This window comes from Streptomyces sp. SID13726 (assembly GCF_010548375.1).
Lineage (GTDB): Bacteria > Actinomycetota > Actinomycetes > Streptomycetales > Streptomycetaceae > Streptomyces.
Genome location: NZ_JAAGLY010000006.1, coordinates 82906 through 99579, shown reverse-complemented (window position 1 = coordinate 99579; position 16674 = coordinate 82906). Strand labels below are relative to the sequence as shown.

The 16674-nt window shown below is 71.1% G+C and carries 10 protein-coding genes; 7 read left to right on the top strand and 3 right to left on the bottom strand.

What is annotated here, in order from left to right; genetic code table 11:
* Positions 1–82 precede the first annotated feature (82 nt).
* The 3 genes from G3I78_RS17575 to G3I78_RS17565 are packed head-to-tail and all read left to right on the top strand — an operon-like array spanning position 83 to position 2500.
* Complete coding sequence (locus tag G3I78_RS17575) at positions 83–451, top strand: MerR family transcriptional regulator (protein ID WP_164425517.1); 369 nt, start codon at positions 83–85, stop codon at positions 449–451.
* A 40-nt stretch (positions 452–491) separates the two neighbouring features.
* On the top strand, positions 492–1688 hold the full coding sequence (locus tag G3I78_RS17570; protein WP_164425515.1) for a cysteine desulfurase-like protein: 1197 nt from the start codon (positions 492–494) through the stop codon (positions 1686–1688).
* Between the two features lie 23 nt (positions 1689–1711).
* Positions 1712–2500, top strand: a complete 789-nt coding sequence (locus G3I78_RS17565) for a DUF427 domain-containing protein (protein WP_164425513.1) — start codon at positions 1712–1714, stop codon at positions 2498–2500.
* 48 nt (positions 2501–2548) lie between these two features.
* On the opposite strand, the gene G3I78_RS17560 is transcribed toward G3I78_RS17565, so the two are convergent.
* Positions 2549–3346, bottom strand: a complete 798-nt coding sequence (locus G3I78_RS17560; RefSeq protein WP_164425511.1) for a DUF1684 domain-containing protein — start codon at positions 3344–3346, stop codon at positions 2549–2551.
* Between the two features lie 161 nt (positions 3347–3507).
* Between G3I78_RS17560 and G3I78_RS17555 the strand changes: the two genes are divergently transcribed.
* The 4 genes from G3I78_RS17555 to G3I78_RS17540 all read left to right on the top strand — a co-directional run bounded on the left by G3I78_RS17555 (position 3508) and on the right by G3I78_RS17540 (position 12735).
* The gene (locus G3I78_RS17555) at positions 3508–6882 is read left to right on the top strand and encodes a pyruvate carboxylase (protein WP_164425509.1); all 3375 of its coding nucleotides are present in this window, start codon (positions 3508–3510) and stop codon (positions 6880–6882) included.
* Positions 6883–6998: 116 nt separating this feature from the next.
* Positions 6999–9710 carry a glucosidase gene (locus G3I78_RS17550; RefSeq protein ID WP_164425507.1) on the top strand — a complete coding sequence of 904 codons (2712 nt, stop codon included), beginning with the start codon at positions 6999–7001 and terminating at the stop codon, positions 9708–9710.
* Entirely contained in the window at positions 9707–11152 is a 1446-nt protein-coding gene (locus G3I78_RS17545; RefSeq protein ID WP_164425505.1) for an alpha-amylase family glycosyl hydrolase, read from the top strand. The genes G3I78_RS17550 and G3I78_RS17545 overlap by 4 nt, the downstream gene beginning before the upstream one ends.
* A 35-nt stretch (positions 11153–11187) precedes the next feature.
* A complete protein-coding gene (locus tag G3I78_RS17540; RefSeq protein ID WP_239157888.1) occupies positions 11188–12735 on the top strand; it encodes an MFS transporter in 1548 nt (515 codons plus the stop codon).
* Here the strand turns inward: G3I78_RS17540 and G3I78_RS17535 are convergent.
* On the bottom strand, positions 12710–13480 hold the full coding sequence (locus G3I78_RS17535) for a LuxR C-terminal-related transcriptional regulator (protein WP_164425503.1): 771 nt from the start codon (positions 13478–13480) through the stop codon (positions 12710–12712). The two genes, G3I78_RS17540 and G3I78_RS17535, sit on opposite strands and share 26 nt — an antisense overlap.
* A 137-nt stretch (positions 13481–13617) precedes the next feature.
* Positions 13618–16521: a glycosyl hydrolase 115 family protein gene (locus tag G3I78_RS17530; RefSeq protein WP_203615162.1), complete on the bottom strand. Its 2904-nt coding sequence runs from the start codon at positions 16519–16521 to the stop codon at positions 13618–13620.
* Positions 16522–16674: the final 153 nt, after the last annotated feature.

Here is a 16674-nt window from a genome sequence, read left to right as displayed (position 1 = left end):
CCGCCCTGCCCGTCGGCCGGGCACCTCCGTTACGCTAAAACCTGACGTCCACGTGAGGGGCGACCCTGTCAGGGAGGAAACCGTGCGGATCGGAGAACTCGCGGAGCGGGCCGGGGTCAGCGTCCGGGCCCTGCGCTACTACGAGGAGCAGGGGCTGCTCACCAGCGCCCGCAGCACGAGCGGGCAGCGGCACTACAGCGAGGACGCGGTCGAGCGGGTGCTCTTCCTCCAGCGGATGTACACCGCCGGGCTGTCCAGCCGGACGATCACCGAACTCCTCCCGTGCGTCGAGTCACCCAGCGAGGAGACCTCCGACGCCGCACTGGAGCGGATGGCCGAGGAACGGGACCGGCTCACCGACCACATCGCCGAACTCGTCCGCACCCGGGACTCCCTGGACGCGCTGATGGCCATCAACCGGGCCCACCGGGAGACCCTGCGGACCGCGTGACAGGCTGAGATCCCGGAACCGGTCGGACCAAGGAGCCCACGTGACGTACGACATCGCCGCCATCCGCTCCCACTTCCCGGCCCTCGCCGCCGGCACCGCCCACTTCGACGGCCCCGGCGGCACCCAGACCCCCGAGCCCGTCATCCGTGCGATCACCGACGCCCTCGCACAGCCGCTGTCCAACCGCGGCCGGGTGACCCTGGGCGAGCGCAACGCCGAGCGGATCGTCACCGGGGCCCGCCACGCCATGGCCGACCTGCTCGGGGCGAGCCCGTCGGGCATCGTCTTCGGCCGCAGCGCCACCCAACTCGCCTACGAGTTCTCGCGCACCCTCGCCAAGACCTGGTCACCCGGCGACGAGGTGGTCGTCACCCGCCTCGACCACGACGCCAACATCCGCCCCTGGACGCAGTGCGGCGCCACCGTGCGCTGGGCCGAATTCGACCCGGAGACCGGGGAGTTGCCGGTCGACGCGATCCGGTCCGTCCTGTCCGAGCGCACCCGGCTCGTCGCCGTCACCGCCGCCTCCAACCTCATCGGCACCCGCCCCGACATCCCCGCCATGGTCCGGGCCGCGCACGAGGCCGGGGCGCTCGTCTACGTCGACGGCGTCCACCACACCGCCCACAGCCTCGTCGACCTCGAAGCACTCGGCGCCGACTTCTACTCGTGCTCCCCGTACAAGTTCCTCGGCCCGCACCACGGAGTCCTCGCCGCCCGCCCGGAGTTGCTGGAGACCCTGCGCCCGGACAAGCTCCTGCCCTCCACCGACGCGGTCCCGGAGCGCTTCGAACTGGGCACGCTGCCCTACGAGTTCCTCGCCGGCACGGCCGCGGCGGTCGACTTCCTCGCCGAGCGCCTCGACCCCCTGGCGACCGGCACCCGGCGCGAGCGGCTCACCGCCGGGTTCGCCGCACTCGAAGCCCACGAACACGTCCTGCGCACCCGGATCGACGAGGGCCTCGCCGCGCTCGACGGCGTCGTCGTCCACTCCCGGGCCGCCGACCGCACCCCCACCGTGCTGCTGACCTTCGAGAACCACAGCACGACGGACGCCTACGCCTTCCTCGCGGAGCGCGCGATCCAGGCGCCGTCCGGGTCCTTCTACGCCGTCGAGGCCTCCCGCCACCTCGGCCTCGGGGACACCGGCGGCCTGCGTGTCGGCCTAGCCCCCTACAACGACCTGGAGGACGTCGACCGGCTCCTGACCGGACTGGCGGACTTCCTGAAGAGGTGACTTCTCGAAGAGGTGAACCGATCATGACCACGTTCCCCACCGCACCGAACGTACGGACCACCCCGGAAGGCCTGCTGTGGGAGCCCAGCGAGCGCTGGGTGCGCGGGCGCAAGGGGGACGTCACCGTCGTCGACAGCCGGCACCCCGTCCTGGTCTGGGAGCCGGACTTCCCCGTCCCGCTGTACGCCTTCCCGCGCACCGACGTCCGCGAGGACCTGCTGCGCCCCGCGAAGAACCCGCAGACCGGCACCCACACCGGATCGCAGATCTTCTACGACCTCGAAGTCGACGGCGAACTCGTCGAGAACGCCGCCTGGACCTTCCCGGCCGCCGACCTCGCCGACCACATCGCCTTCGCGTGGTTCCGGCGCTGGGGGACCGGCCTCGACCACTGGTACGAGGAGGCGGAAGAGATCTTCATCCACCCCCGTGACCCGCACAAACGCGTCGACGCCATGCCCAGCGGCCGCCATGTCGTCGTCGAGGTCGACGGCACGGTCGTCGCCGACACCCGCCGTCCCGTCCTGCTCTTCGAGACCAGCCTGCCCACGCGCTACTACATCCCGCGCGAGGACGTCCGCCTCGACCTCCTCGAAGCCACCGACCACCACACCGGCTGCCCCTACAAGGGCACCGCCGAGTACTGGTCCACGGGCGGCCACCCGAACATCGTCTGGAGCTACCCGGACCCGCTCCCCGCCGTCGGCGCCGTCAAGGGACTGCTCGCCTTCTTCAACGAGGTCGTCGACATCACCGTGGACGGGGAGCGCGTGGAGCGACCGGTCACGCCCTTCACCGGAACCGTGAAGTGATCAAGGCCGCCCGACCTCAGGGCCGCGAGACCTCAAGGCCGCCCCACTTCAGGGCTGCCCGCCCCGCTCCAGCGGAATCCGCTCACCCGCCTCGACCGCGACCGGCAGCCGGTTCTCGGTCGGCGGGAGCGGGCAGGTGGCCAGGTCGGTGTAGGCGCAGGGCAGGTTCCCGGCACGGTTGAAGTCGAGCGAGACCCGGCCGTCCGTGTCAGGCGCGGCGATCTGGAGGGAACGGTTCGCCGCGTACGTCGTCACGCCCGAGGTCCTGTCGGTGAACAGCACCATGAGCGCGCCGGGACCCCGCCCGTTGAACGCGGTCAGCCTGTGCCGTGTGCCCTCCAGCTCGAACTCGACCTGGCCGGGGGAGTCGTAGACATGCTCCAGCCCCTCGACCGCGGCACCCACGGTCACCGGGCGCGGCTCCTCGTACGGCAGGAAGCGGCCCTCGATCACCCAGCGCGGGTCCGGATCGTAGGCGGGGGTGTACTTGAAGGCCGTACGCAAGGCGCTGTCGGGGTGGCGCGGACGCAGGATGTCGTTGCCGCCGCGCCTGGCGATCTCCAGACGGGCGTCGCCCCAGTCGGCGTGGACGCTGTCCCGCTCGGCGATGACCCCGAAGCCGTGCCGGCCGCGCACGACCTGCCCGTCCACGGTCAGCTCCTCGCCCTCGTCCAGCTCGACCACGACCCCGTCGGTGCCCGCCGACCAGGCGCCGGGGGCGTCCTCGAAGCGGCTCGGGTCCGGGTTCAGCCAGTGCAGGCCGGTGATGGCGAGGAAGCCGTGCGGTCCGGAGAGCACCTCCTCCTTCTGCCGGTGCCAGGTCTCCCACTCCTCGGCGAAGCTCATGCCCACTCCTTGGTACGGCGGTGTCCTGTCCTCCGTGACAACTGCCGTACCTGCGCAGATCATCCCCAAACAGCCTGCGACACGTGACCTGACTCTCATGGCCAGCGGCGGGCTTTGCCGCGACCATGGGGGGCGTCACCGGCAGGCGGAAGGGAACGGGAATGCTCCGCAAGGTACTGGTCGCCAACCGTGGTGAGATCGCGATCCGCGCGTTTCGCGCGGGATACGAGGTGGGCGCGAGGACGGTCGCCGTCTTCCCCCACGAGGACCGCAACTCACTGCACCGACTCAAAGCCGACGAGGCCTACGAGATCGGCGAACCGGGCCATCCCGTGCGGGCCTATCTCTCCGTCGACGAGATCATCCGCGCGGCCCGGCAGGCCGGCGCCGACGCCGTCTACCCCGGCTACGGCTTCCTCTCCGAGAACCCGGAGCTCGCGCGGGCCTGCGAGGAAGCGGGCATCACCTTCGTCGGACCCAGCGCCGACATCCTCGAACTGACCGGCAACAAGGCCCGCGCGGTCGCCGCCGCCCGGGCCGCCGGAGTGCCGGTGCTCGGCTCCTCGGCACCCTCGGACGACGTGGACGAGCTGGTCAGGGCCGCGGACGACATCGGCTTCCCGGTCTTCGTGAAGGCCGTCGCCGGTGGTGGCGGGCGGGGTATGCGCCGGGTCGAGGACCCCGCCCAGCTGCGCGAGTCCATCGAGGCCGCCGCGCGCGAGGCCGCCTCCGCCTTCGGCGACTCGACCGTCTTCCTGGAGAAGGCCGTCGTCGAGCCCCGCCACATCGAGGTGCAGATCCTCGCGGACGGGCACGGCAACGTCATCCACCTCTACGAGCGCGACTGCTCGGTCCAGCGCCGCCACCAGAAGGTCATCGAGCTGGCCCCCGCGCCCAACCTCGACCCCGACCTGCGCGACCGGATCTGCGCCGACGCCGTGCGCTTCGCCCGCGAGATCGGCTACCGCAACGCGGGCACCGTGGAGTTCCTCCTCGACCGCGAGGGCAACCACGTCTTCATCGAGATGAACCCGCGCATCCAGGTCGAGCACACGGTCACCGAGGAGGTCACCGACGTCGACCTCGTCCAGGCCCAGCTGCGCATCGCCGCCGGAGCCACCCTCGCCGACCTCGGGCTCTCCCAGGAGACGGTCCAGCTGCACGGCGCCGCCCTCCAGTGCCGTATCACCACCGAGGACCCCGCCAACGGCTTCCGCCCGGACACCGGCCGCATCAGCGCCTACCGCTCGCCCGGCGGCTCCGGCATCCGGCTCGACGGCGGAACCACCCACGCCGGTACGGAGATCAGCGCCCACTTCGACTCGATGCTGGTCAAACTCTCCTGCCGGGGCCGGGACTTCACCACCGCGGTCAACCGGGCCCGGCGTGCCGTCGCCGAGTTCCGCATCCGCGGTGTGGCCACCAACATCCCGTTCCTGCAAGCCGTGCTCGACGACCCGGACTTCCAGGCGGGCAACGTCACCACGTCGTTCATCGAGCAGCGCCCGCATCTGCTGACGGCCCGTCACTCCGCGGACCGCGGCACGAAGTTGCTCACCTACCTGGCCGACGTGACGGTCAACAAGCCGCACGGGGAGCGGCCCGACCTGATCGACTCCATCTCCAAGCTGCCCGGCACGCCCGACATCGAGCCGCCCGCGGGCTCCAAGCAGAAGCTCACCGAACTCGGCCCCGAGGGCTTCGCCCGCTGGCTGCGCGAGTCGCCGACCATCGGCGTCACCGACACCACCTTCCGCGACGCCCACCAGTCACTGCTCGCCACCCGCGTGCGCACCAAGGACATGCTCGCCGTCGCCCCGGCCGTCGCCCGCACCCTTCCCGAGCTGCTCTCCCTGGAGTGCTGGGGCGGCGCCACCTACGACGTGGCCCTGCGCTTCCTCGCCGAGGACCCCTGGGAGCGGCTCGCCGCCCTGCGCGAGGCCGTCCCCAACATCTGCCTCCAGATGCTGCTGCGCGGCCGCAACACCGTCGGCTACACCCCGTACCCGACCGAGGTGACCGACGCCTTCGTCCAGGAGGCCGCCGAGACCGGCATCGACATCTTCCGCATCTTCGACGCCCTCAACGACGTCAGCCAGATGCGCCCCGCCATCGAGGCCGTACGCGCCACCGGCACCTCGATCGCCGAGGTCGCCCTCTGCTACACCTCGGACCTGTCCGACCCGAACGAGCGCCTCTACACCCTCGACTACTACCTGCGCCTCGCCGAGCAGATCGTCGATGCCGGGGCCCACGTCCTGGCCGTCAAGGACATGGCGGGCCTGCTGCGCGCCCCCGCCGCCGCGAAGCTCGTCTCGGCCCTGCGCCGCGAGTTCGACCTGCCGGTCCACATCCACACCCACGACACCGCGGGCGGCCAGCTCGCCACCTACCTGGCCGCGATCCAGGCGGGCGCCGACGCCGTCGACGGAGCCGTCGCCTCCATGGCCGGTACGACCTCGCAGCCCTCCCTCTCCGCGATCGTGGCAGCGACCGACCACTCCGACCGGCCCACCGGCCTCGACCTGCGGGCCGTTGGGAACCTGGAGCCGTACTGGGAGAGCGTCCGCAAGATCTACGCCCCCTTCGAGGCGGGCCTCGCCTCCCCGACCGGGCGCGTCTACGACCACGAGATCCCCGGCGGCCAGCTCTCCAACCTGCGCACCCAGGCCGTCGCGCTCGGCCTCGGCGACCGGTTCGAGGACATCGAGGCGATGTACGCCGCCGCCGACCGCATCCTCGGGCACCTGGTCAAGGTCACCCCGTCCTCCAAGGTGGTCGGCGACCTCGCCCTGCACCTCGTCGGCGCCGGGGTCGCCCCCGAGGACTTCGAGGAGACCCCGGACCGCTTCGACATCCCCGACTCGGTCATCGGCTTCCTGCGCGGCGAGCTGGGCACCCCGCCCGGCGGCTGGCCCGAGCCCTTCCGCAGTAAGGCCCTCCAGGGCCGCGCCGACGCCAAGCCCGTCCAGGAGCTGAACGCCGAGGACCGCACCGGCCTGGAGAAGGACCGCCGCGCCACCCTCAACCGGCTCCTGTTCCCGGCCCCGACCCGCGAGTTCGAGGCCCACCGCCAGTCCTACGGCGACACCAGCCTCCTGGACAGCAAGGACTTCTTCTACGGCCTGCGCCCGGGCAAGGAGTACGCCGTCGACCTGGAGCCCGGCGTCCGGCTCCTCATCGCCCTCGAAGCGATCGGCGAGGCCGACGAGCGGGGCATGCGCACGGTGATGTCCACGCTCAACGGCCAGCTGCGGCCCATCCAGATCCGCGATGTCGCCGCCTCCTCGTCCATCCCGACCACGGAGAAGGCCGACCGCTCCGACACCGGGCATGTCGCCGCTCCGTTCGCCGGCGTGGTCACGCTCGCGGTGGCCGAGGGCGACGAGGTCGAGGCGGGCGCGACCGTGGCCACCATCGAGGCGATGAAGATGGAGGCGTCGATCACGGCGGCGAAGTCCGGCCGGGTCTCCCGGCTCGCCATCAACAGGATCCAGCAGGTGGAGGGCGGCGACCTGCTGGTCGAGATCGGCTGATTCGGAGGTTGCTCCGGAACGGTGACACCCGCTTCCGTACAGCGCACCGCCATTGCGGCTTCCCGTCGGTGCGCTGAGTCTGGGATGCATGTCTCGGGCGGCGAGGAGGACGGGCGATGGCGACTGACAGCGGCACACCGGACGCCGAACGGCGGCGGCTGGCCGAGGCCGACGCGGGCACGGCCTCCTGGCGACGCTGGGGGCCGTACCTGAGCGAACGTCAGTGGGGCACGGTCCGCGAGGACTACAGCGAGAACGGCGACGCCTGGTCGTACTTCACCCACGACCAGGCCCGCTCCCGCGCCTACCGCTGGGGCGAGGACGGCATCGCCGGGGTCAGCGACGACAAGCAGCGCCTGTGCTTCGCGCTCGCCCTGTGGAACGGCCGCGACCCCATCCTCAAGGAGCGGATGTTCGGCCTCACCAACGCCGAGGGCAACCACGGCGAGGACGCCAAGGAGTACTGGTTCCACCTCGACAACACGCCCACCCACTCGTACATGAAGTACCTCTACAAGTACCCGCAGGGCGAGTTCCCCTACGGCGACCTCGTGGCCGTCAACCGCGAGCGCGGGCGCCACGACTTCGAGTACGAGCTGCTCGACACCGGGGTCTTCGACGAGGACCGCTACTTCGACGTGTTCGTCGAGTACGCGAAGGCGGGCCCCGAGGACCTGCTGATCGAGATCACCGCGCACAACCGGGGCCCGGACGAAGCCGTACTGCACCTGCTGCCGACGCTGTGGTTCCGGCACACCTGGTCCTGGGCGGGTGGTACGGCGGTCCCCGCACTCCGGGCGGCAGAAGGGGCTGTGCGCGCCGAGCACGAGGAACTCGGCTCCCGCTGGCTCTACCACCAGGGCGGCGAGCCGCTCTTCACCGACAACGAGACGAACAACGAGCGCGTCTTCGGCAGCCCCAACAGCACTCCGTACGTCAAGGACGGCATCGACAGGTACGTCGTCCACGGCACACAGGAGGCGGTCAACCCCGCCCGCACCGGCACCAAGTCCGCCGTCCACCACGTCCTGACGATCCCCGCCGGGGACAGCGCCCGCATCCGCCTGCGTCTCACCGACACTGAACTCCCGGACCCCTGGGCCGAGTTCCAGACCGTGCTCGACACCCGCCGCACCGAGGCCGACACCTTCTACGCCGGCATCACACCCCCCTCGATGGGGGACGAGGAGCGGCGACTCGTCCGCCAGGCCCTCGCCGGGATGCTGTGGAGCAAGCAGTACTACTACCTCGACGTCGAGCGCTGGCTCGCCGAACACGGCGTGGACCCGCTCGCCGCCGACCCGCGGGTCCGCAACAGCGCCTGGTACCACATGGTCAACGACGAGATCATGTCGATGCCGGACACCTGGGAGTACCCCTGGTTCGCCGCCTGGGACCTCGCCTTCCACACCCTGTCCCTCGCCATGGTCGACATCGGCTTCGCCAAGTCCCAGCTCGACCTGCTGCTGCGCCGCCTGTACCTCCACCCCAACGGCCAGATCCCCGCGTACGAATGGAACTTCGGGGACGTCAACCCGCCCGTGCACGCCTGGGCGGTCCTGTTCGTCTACGAGCTGGAGAAGCACCGCACGGGCCACGGTGACCGGGCCTTCCTGGAGAACGCCTACCAGAAGCTGACGAAGAACTTCACCTGGTGGCTCAACCGCAAGGACGCCGACGGCAACAACGTCTTCCAGGGCGGCTTCCTCGGCCTCGACAACATCGGCGTCTTCGACCGCAGCGCGCCCCTGCCCACCGGCGGGCAGCTCGACCAGGCCGACGGCACCGCGTGGATGGCGCTGTACTGCCAGAACCTCCTCGACATCGCCATCGAACTCGCCGTGGAGAACCCGGTGTACGTCGAACAGGCGCAGATGCTCTTCGAGCACTTCGCGTGGATCGCCGTCGCCATGAACCGCATCGGCAAGGACAACGCCAGCCTGTGGGACGAGGAGGACGGCTTCTTCTACGACGTCCTGCGGCTGCCCGACGGCACCGCGACCCGGCTGAAGGTGCGGTCCCTGGTCGGTCTGATACCGCTTGCGGCGACCAGCGTCATCGGGGGCCGGGCGGACCGGGCCTTCCCCGAACTGGTCGAAGGGGCACGGGACTTCATCCGACGCCACCCCGCCGTCGAGGCCTTCGTCTCGCAGCACCCGGACGCCGGGCCCACCGTCGACGGGCGGTACCTCTTCGCGCTGTTCGGCGAGGACCGGCTGCGCCGCGTCCTGGCCCGGATGCTCGACGAGGACGAGTTCCTGGGCCCGCACGGCATCCGGTCCCTGTCCAAGCACCACGCGACCCACCCGTACACCTTCGACGTGCACGGGCAGACGTACGGCGTCGGCTACCTTCCGGCCGAGTCCGACTCGGGCATGTTCGGCGGGAACTCCAACTGGCGTGGCCCGGTGTGGTTCCCGATGAACATCCTGCTGATCCGCGCCCTGCTCAACCTGCACGGCTACCACGGCCCCGACTTCACCGTGGAGTGCCCGACCGGCTCCGGACGGCAGCTCAACCTGTACGAGGTCGCCCGCGAGATCTCCGACCGGCTCACCGCGACCTTCCTGCCCGACGCCGACGGCCACCGGCCGGTCCATGGCGCCCAGCCGATGTTCGCCAAGGACCCGCACTGGAAGGACCTGATCCTCTTCTACGAGTACTTCCACGGCGACAACGGCGCGGGCCTCGGCGCCTCCCACCAGACCGGCTGGACAGGTCTGGTGGCGGCCACCGCGACGCTCTTCCACGCGATCAGCGAGGAGGACTGGCAGCGCGGCGGGCGGGACTCGCTGAAGCCGACCGAGCGCGAGGAGCCGCTGTCATGACGGTGATCCACGAGATCAACACCCTTGTCTGGCTGGGTGAGTTGAGCAGCCGCCACGGTCGTCCCGTCACCCTCGGGGACGTGCCGGGCGAGGACTGGGACTCCGTCGCGCTGCCCGGCGTCGACACCGTCTGGCTGATGGGCGTGTGGGAACGCAGCCCGGCCGGCCGGGAGATCGCCCTGCGCGACCCGGGGCTCATGGCCTCCTTCCGTGAGGCCCTGCCCGACGTCACCGAGGCGGACCTCGCCGGATCGCCGTACTGCGTACGGAACTACGTCGTCGATCCCGCCCTCGGCGGACCGGAGGGACTGGCCGAGGCCCGCGCCCGACTCGCCGCGCGCGGAGTGCGGTTGATCCTCGACTATGTCCCCAACCATGTGGCCCCCGACCACCCCTGGCTCATGTCGGACCCCGACCGGCTCGTGCGGGGCACCGCCGAGGACCTGACCCGCGCGCCGGCCGACTTCGTCGAGGCCGGGGGACAGGTCTACGCCCGTGGCCGCGACCCGTACTTCCCGCCCTGGCCGGACGTGGTCCAGCTGAACGCCTTCAGCGCGGCACTGCGCGAGGCGACCGTGGAGACCCTCGTGTCCATCGGCGACCAGGCCGACGGCGTGCGCTGCGACATGGCCATGCTGCTGATGAACGACATCTTCGGAAAGACCTGGGGCGACCGCGCGGGCACCGCCCCGGCCGAGGACTTCTGGCCGTACGTCATTTCGCGCGTCCGGGCCCGCCACCCCGGCCTGCTCCTCCTCGCCGAGGCCTACTGGGACCTCGAAGGGGCCCTTCAGCAGCAGGGCTTCGACCACTGCTACGACAAGCGCCTCTACGACCGCCTCCTGCACGAGGACGCCGACTCCGTCCGCGCCCACCTGGGCGCCGACCTCTCCTACCAGCGCGGCCTCGTGCGCTTCCTGGAGAACCACGACGAACCACGGGCCGCCGCCGTGCTCATCGGGGACCGGGAGCGCGCTGCCGCCGTCGCGGTCGCGACCCTGCCCGGCGCCACGCTCTGGCACGAGGGCCAGTTCGAGGGCCGCCGCGTACGCCCGCCCGTCTTCCTGCGGCGCAGGCCGCGGGAGCCGGTCGACGAGCCGCTGCGCGAGTTCTACGGCCGTCTGCTGCCCGCCGCCGCCACCGTGCGCCGGGGCGACTGGCGGCCGGTGACCCCGGTGGGCTGGCCCGACAACGACACCCACCGTGGCCTGCTCGCCTGGACCTGGACCGATCCCGACGCCCGTCACCTGGTCGTCGTCAACGACTCCGGCCGCCCGGCGCAGGCCCGAGTGCCGTTGCCCTGGGACGACCTGCGAGGACGCGCGCACCGCCTGACCGACCTGCTGGACGGAGCGGTCTACGACCGTGACGGAGACGAACTGGCCGACTCCGGACTGTTCGTGTCCCTGGCGGCCTGGGGGTGCCACGTCCTCGAGTGGTGACGGCCACGGCGCGGGCGTACGGTCGAACGGAGACCATGAGCACCGACCCGCAGGCCAGTTCTGCACCGCGGACCACCACGCCGGACCCCGGCGGCGGCGGAAACGCCATGGCTCTTCTGGTGATCGCGTCCTGCCAGCTCATGGTGGTGCTCGACATCACCATCGTGAACATCGCGCTCCCCGACATCCAGCGCTCCCTGGACTTCTCCACCACCAGCCTCGCCTGGGTGGTCAACGCGTACACCCTCACCTTCGGCGGCCTGCTGCTGCTCGGCGGCCGGGCCGGTGACATCCTCGGCCGGCGGCGGGTGTTCATCTGCGGAGTGCTGCTCTTCGTGCTCGCCTCGCTGCTCGGCGGACTCGCCCAGAACGAGACCCAACTCCTGGCCGCACGCGCCCTCCAGGGCGTCGGCGGCGCCATCGCCTCACCGACCTCCCTCGCCCTGATCAGCACCACGTTCCGGGAAGGCCCCGAGCGCAACCGGGCGTTCGGCGTCTTCGCCGCCGTCTCCGCGGGCGGCGGCGCGATCGGGCTGCTGGCCGGCGGAGTCCTCGTGGAGTGGCTGAACTGGCGGTGGGTGCTCTTCGTCAACGTGCCGATCGGACTGCTCATCGCGCTCGCCACACCCCGCTTCATCAGGGAGTCCGAACGCCACCCCGGCAGCTTCGACATCACCGGCGCGCTGACCTCCACCGGCGGCATGGTGCTGCTGGTGTACGGCTTCATCCGGGCCGCCCAGGACGGCTGGCGGGACGCCCTCACCCTCTGCTCGTTCGCCGCCGCGGTGGTCCTGCTCGTGGTGTTCGTGCTGGTCGAGAAGCGCTCCCGCCAGCCCATCACCCCGCTGCACATGTTCGCCGACCGCAACCGCGCGGGCACCTACGGGATCATGCTGTGCCTCGCCGCCGCGATCTTCGGCATGTTCTTCTTCCTGACCCTCTTCACCCAGAACGTGCTGGACTTCAGCCCGCTGGCGACCGGCTTCGCCTTCCTGCCGGTCAGCGCGGTCATCGCCGTCGGCGCCGGACTCGCCTCGCGGTTCCTGCCGGTCTACGGGCCCAAACCCTTCATGGTGCTGGGCGCGGTCCTCGCTGCGGCCGGGCTCGCCTGGCTGACCCTGACCGACGTCCACTCGACCTACGCGGGCAGTGTGCTGGGCCCGATGCTCGTCTTCAGCCTCGGCATGGGCATGGAGTTCGTGTCGCTGACCCTGATGGCCCTCTCCGACGTACCCACCGAGGAGACCGGCGCGGCCTCCGGACTCCTCAACGCGACCCAGCAGGTGGGCGGTTCGCTGGGCCTGTCCATCCTGGTCACGATGTTCGGCACGGCCAGCACCAACGAGGCGGAGAAGCAGGTCCCCCGCTTCCTCTCGCAGGCCACCCCGGCCGAGCGCCGCCTGTTCGAGCGCACCGGTGAGCTCCCGCGGCCCTGGTCCGACGAGGTCCTCACCGCCGGGGCCTCCGCCGCTTTCGTCATGGCCGCCATCTTCACCGTGCTCGCCGCCCTCATCGCCGTCGCCGTCATCCAGGTCCGCCCCTCCGACCTGGAACGCCTCAAGGGCGGCCCGCCACAGCCGTAGGGACGAGCCCCAGCCGCTGGGCGCGCAGCACCGTGCTGATGCGGTCGTGGGTGCCGAGCTTGCGGTAGACGTTCGCGATGTGCTTGTGGACCGTGCGCTCGGAGATGCCGAGCCTGCGGCCGATGGACGCGGCGGTCAGCGCGTCGCCGAGCAGGAGCAGCACGGTCGTCTCGCGGGGCGTGAGCGCCAGGTCGGCCACCTCCTCGGAGGGGGCGTCGAGCCGTCGCAGGAGCTGCCGCTGCTGTTCCACGGCGGCCAGCAGGGGCTGGAACTGCTCGGCGAGCCGCAGTTCGTCGTCGCTGAAGTCCCGGCCGGAGCGGTAGACGATGGCACCGGTGATCGGCGTGGTCGACCGCGGCAGCGGCATCCCCAGTACGTGGTCGACGTCCAGCAGGTCGTCGAGGAGCCGCGCGGTCGGGCTCCCCGACCAGGAAGGACCGGCCACCCGGCGGGCCGTGACGGGCGTACGGTCCGCCCTGCCCGCGTAGTGCTCGGCCAGCGGGTAGCCCGCGCGCAGCAGTACCGTCTCCTCGTCGCCGAGCCGGGCGAACTCCGCGGCGGCCCCCGGGGACAGACCGAGCGTGCCCTCGCTCGCGTCCCAGTTGTCGAGCTTGTAGATCAGGGCGTCACCGCCACACAGCCGGGGCAACTCGGCCGCGAGATGCGGCCAGAGCTGTTCCGGGTCGCGTTCCTGGAGCGTGGCCACGGTGACCCGCAGCACCCGCTCATACGCAGTTGTACCCATACCGGCGTAGTACCTCGCTGACCCACACTTCATCCGAGCAACATCCGAGCAACATCGACATTCTCGGATGTCCCGCTCATGGAAGCTCCGGCGGGCCGCCAGTACGGGGGACCGGCGGCCCGCACGAAGCTCCGACCCTACTGATCAGGGGCCTCCAGGCCCGCCCCGGGAGCCGGCTCGGGGTTGAACACCGGGTGGTGGCTCTCCGGCGGCGCGAGATAGCCGGCGGGCAGTCCGCCCGTGTCGATCACGATCTGGTCCACCGCGATGGCGGGATCGACCATGAAGATCCGCAGCACATGCTCCCCGGCCTCGGCGACCGTCACGGTGGCGGTCAGCCGCTCCACCCCGTCCTCCACCTGCCGGGCCCACGCGTCCCCGCGGTTCCCGGTCGCGACGGCCTGCCCCGACAGCACGGTCACCGGCTGGTCGTCGAGCCCGACGGCCACCCGCCGCTGCCCCCGCTCGTCCAGCGACGGCAACCGGAACACGGTGACGGGAAAGGTCCCGGTGCTGCTGAAACACACCCGGTACCTCAACTCGGGCGCACGGGAGGCGAAGTCACCGGTGACCGGAGCCGCCGTGGAGGGCACCGCCTCGACGGCTCCCGTACGACGTCCAAGGCCCCGTACGGTCCGCCAGCGCCGCCCGCCTCGCGCCACCCTCCGGTCGGCGTGCGCCGCGTCGATCGACACGTACCCGTGCGCCTCGACGAACCCCCGGGCCCGCCTGGGGGCGTTGACCACCCGAAGCGGCACCTCGAAGCGCTGCCCGCCGCCGGTGAGGACGACCACGGCCTCCTGCGCGCCTTCGGGGACCCGCTCCCAGTCGATCTCCACCCACACCCGCCGCTGCTCGCTGAGCGATCCACCGGACGCGCTCAGCAGCACCCAGGGCGGGCTCGCCTCGGCCGCCCATTCCAGGGGCAGGAACCCGGTGTTGAAGACGTCGACGAAGCGCCGGTCGCGGGTGTACGAGGAGAACGACAGCGGCCGGGCCGCCCCGGTCTCGTTCCCCTCGGCCGCCACCCCGAGCCCCGAGGTCTCCCGCCGGGGCACCCGGGTGACGGTCGGGCGGCCCGGTGCCTTCGGGATCTCGGAGGGGTACGGATTGACGATCCCGTTCCATTTTCCGCCCGCCACCTCGGTGTTGTACCGGGTGGTGAGGGCCGCCTCCGCGGTGTGCGCGGCGAGCGCCAGATCCGCGAAGCGGTTCGTTCCCGCACCCCGGCCCTGCCGGGCGGCGAGCGCGTTGCGGTCGGCCCAGTAGTACTTGAGGTTCATCAAGTAGGCACCGTGCACCGGGTATTCGACCAGCTCGTAGAAGGTGTCCCGGTAGACCGCGGGGAGTTCGGCGCCCACCGCCCGGACCCGGGCCAGGAGCCGGTCGTACGCCGCCATCCGGCGCCCCGCCTCGTCGCCGTGGTGGACCACGGAGACGAGGCCCGCGGCGATGAACTCCGGGCGCAGCTCCCCGGCGAGCCGGTAGTACTCGGTGCGGATTCCGGCGATCTCCCGGGCGTGCCGCCGCCCGAACTGCCTCCCGTACCACTCGGCGAGGAAGCCCTCGGCGTCGTCGGCGTTCCAGCGGTCCACGTCCCAGGCCATGTCCATCGCGAAGGACAGGCCGGTCTCGATCGACTTCAGGTCACCGACGTTGAAGATCCACATCCGGTCGGTGCCGTGCTCGTACACCCGCCGCAACTCCTGCCAGACCTTGGCCACTTGGGTGGTGTCCAGCCACAGGTAGCTCTTCGGGCGGCCCCAGTAGGAGAGGTGGTAGTAGATGCCGTTGCCCCCGGAGCGCGCCCGCTCGGCCTCGTTCGGCAGCTGGCGCATGTTGCCGTGGTTGTCGTCCGGCCAGATCAGCGTGACGTCGTCGGGGACCTGGACGCCCGCGTTGTACAGGTCCAGGACCTCCTTGTACGGGATGAAGATCTGCGGCTCGGCGGCGCCGCCGACCTCCTCGGTGAGGATCCTTCGCTGGTCGGCGATGATGTCGTTCATCACCACGACCTTCTCCGGGATCGTGGTCGCGTACTTCGTCTCCAGCGCGCTGTCGTGCAGTCCGCGCATCCCGAGCGTCCAGCTGCTCTCGAACGCGGCGTTCTGTCTCGCCCGGGCTCTCCAGTAGTCGGAGATGACGGCGGGGTTGACCGTGTAGTCGTAGACCGGGGCGGTGCCGTCGGCGTTCGGGTGCTCGGCGATCCACGGCTCCCACTCGTGGACGCCGTTGCGCAGCAGGGCCTCGGGGTGACTGGAGCCGACGACGATGCCGTAGTGGTCGGCGAGTTCGGGGTTCTCCCGGTACTTGTTGAAGAAGTCGGAGTACGGATGCATCGCGGGCCACAGGTAGTTGGCCTTGAGGCGGAGCAGCAGCTCGAAGACGCGCTTGTAGGTCTCGGGGCCGATGTTCTTGTCGGTCTCCTGGGTGCGGTGCGACCAAGTGGTCATGTTCTGCTCGTCGTTGATGAAGATGCCTCGATAGCGCACCGAGGGTTCGTGGCGGGTGAAGGGGCCCGCGGGGACCGTCACGGTGTCGCGGTGCTCGACGGGGACGTCGGCCCACCAGTACCAGGGCGAGACGCCGATGCGCTCGGAGGTGTCGTAGATCCCGTACACCGTGCCGCGCCGGTCGCTGCCGGCGATCACCAGGGCGCGGTCCACCCCTGGGAACGGGCGGTCCACCACCTGGGTCACCGAGGCTTCCCAACGGCCCTTCACCCGGCTCGCATTGAGACGGCCTCGCGCGACCAGCCGGTCGATCGCCGGGCTGGCGCCGAGGGTGCCCACGAGGACGAGCAGCGGGGCGTTCCGGGGGAGCGTGTGCAGCAGGTCGGGTCTCACCCCGCAGACCCGCTCCACGTCGGCCTGGAGATCCCCCGCGGCACGGACGACGGCGGGGTCGTCCGCCGCGTCCACGAAGATGCCGACGGCCGTACCTCCCGCCGCCAGCGGGAAGTCGGGGCGGCCCGAGACGGCCGCCTCGGCGCTCTCCGGGATGAGACCGGGGAGGAAGGGGGCCGCGCCGACGGCGGCCATTCCCCGGAGGAAGGACTTGCGGGTCCACTGCTGGTGCGGCACGAGACGCTCCCCCTGGTTGGCATGATCAGGCCAGAAAGCGCTTTCTCCGGAACCCTAGGGGAGGTCTTCGCGGGGCGTCCAGGGGTGTGCGTGAGGGAGTGGGGTCTCGTG